This window comes from Mesorhizobium sp. (assembly GCF_004962925.1).
Taxonomy (GTDB): Bacteria; Pseudomonadota; Alphaproteobacteria; order Rhizobiales; family Rhizobiaceae; genus Mesorhizobium.
The window spans coordinates 18,807-20,492 of record NZ_SUEO01000105.1; the positions used below are offsets into that span (position 1 = coordinate 18,807).

A 1,686-nucleotide genomic window follows, 5' to 3' on the forward strand; every position below is an offset into this window, starting at 1 on the left:
GACGTCGTCATCGGCGCGTTGCTCGGCGCCGACGAATTCGGCTTCTCGACCGCGCCGCTGATCGCGGCCGGCTGCATCATGATGCGCAAGTGCCATCTCAACACCTGCCCGGTCGGTGTCGCGACGCAGGATCCGGTGTTGCGCAAGCGCTTCAAGGGCACGCCGGAACACGTCATCAACTTCTTCTTCTATGTGGCGGAAGAGGTGCGGGCGCTGCTCGTCGAGATGGGCTACACCCATCTCGACCAGATCATCGGCGACACCGATCTCCTGGAAAAGCGGGCGCTGATCCAGCATTGGAAGGCGCGCGGGCTCGATTTCAGCAAGATGTTCTTCAAGCCAGATGCCCCCCACGAGGCGGTGCATTGGACCGAGCGGCAGAAGCATCCGATCGACGATGTGCTCGACCGCAAGCTGATCGAACTCGCCAAGCCGGCACTGGACGCCAGGCAGCCGGTCAGCATCGAGCTGCCGATCCGCAATGTCGACCGTTCGACGGGTGCCATGCTGTCAGGCGAAGTGGCAAAGCGCTTCAGGCACAAGGGCCTGCGCGAGGACACGATCTCGGTGAAGCTCACCGGCACGGCCGGCCAGTCGTTCGGCGCCTTCCTGGCGCGCGGCGTCTCGTTCGATCTGGTCGGTGCCGCCAATGACTATGTTGGCAAGGGTCTGTCGGGTGGACGCATCGTCATCCGCCCGCCGGAGAACACGAAGATCGTCGCAGCGGAGTCTATCATCGTCGGTAACACCGTGCTTTATGGCGCAACCGAAGGCGAAGCTTATTTCTGCGGCGTCGCCGGCGAGCGTTTTGCCGTGCGCAACTCGGGCGTCGCCGCCGTCGTTGAAGGCGTCGGCGACCATGGCTGCGAATATATGACCGGCGGCATCGTCGTCGTCATCGGCCAGACCGGCCGCAACTTCGCCGCCGGCATGTCGGGCGGCGTCGCCTATGTGCTCGACGAGGCAGGCGACTTCGCCGCGCGCTGCAACATGGCGATGGTCGAACTGGAGCCGGTTCCGGAGGAAGACGACCTGATGGAGAAACTGCTCCATCATGGCGGCGACCTCGACCACAAAGGTCGTGTCGACGTGTCGGGCGATATGACCAGCCATGACGAGGAGCGGCTCTATCAGTTGATCTCGAACCACGTCCATTACACGGGTTCGGTGCGCGGCCGCGAGATCCTCGACAATTGGGCGACTTTCCGGCCGAAGTTCCGGAAGATCATGCCGGTCGAATACCGCCGTGCCTTGATCGAGATGGAGCGCATGCGCATGGGCGTTGCAGCGGAATAGATTTTTGCGACGGCCGGGAAGCCTGGCTTCCCGGCACGTGTCTCATCAACAATCCTGACCTCGTGCTGAAGGTTGCCATGGCTGCCTCAAGAGGTTAACGGGTGCGGCGAAAACCGCACCATCTGGACAGCAGGAACTGGACTATGGGCAAGGTAACAGGGTTTCTCGAGATCGACCGGCAGGTGCACAAGTACCAGCCGGCTTCCGACCGCATCCGGCATTTTCGCGAGTTCACGCTGCCGATGTCGGACAAGGAGGTCGAGAAACAGGCAGCGCGCTGCATGGATTGCGGCATTCCGTACTGCCACGGGCCGACCGGCTGCCCGATCCACAACCAGATCCCGGACTGGAACGACCTCGTCTACAATGGCGACTGGGACAATGCGATCC

At 62.5% G+C, this 1,686-nt stretch carries 1 protein-coding gene and 1 pseudogene; both read left to right on the top strand.

Translation table 11 applies throughout. The features are described 5' to 3' along the window. On the top strand, positions 1 to 1,296 hold a 1,296-nt coding region (locus tag E5W87_RS20265; protein ID WP_292401317.1), incomplete at its 5' end, for a glutamate synthase-related protein. A gap of 143 nt (positions 1,297 to 1,439) precedes the next feature. After that, positions 1,440 to 1,686 (top strand): annotated as a pseudogene (gltD, locus tag E5W87_RS20270) (glutamate synthase); the annotation flags it as partial.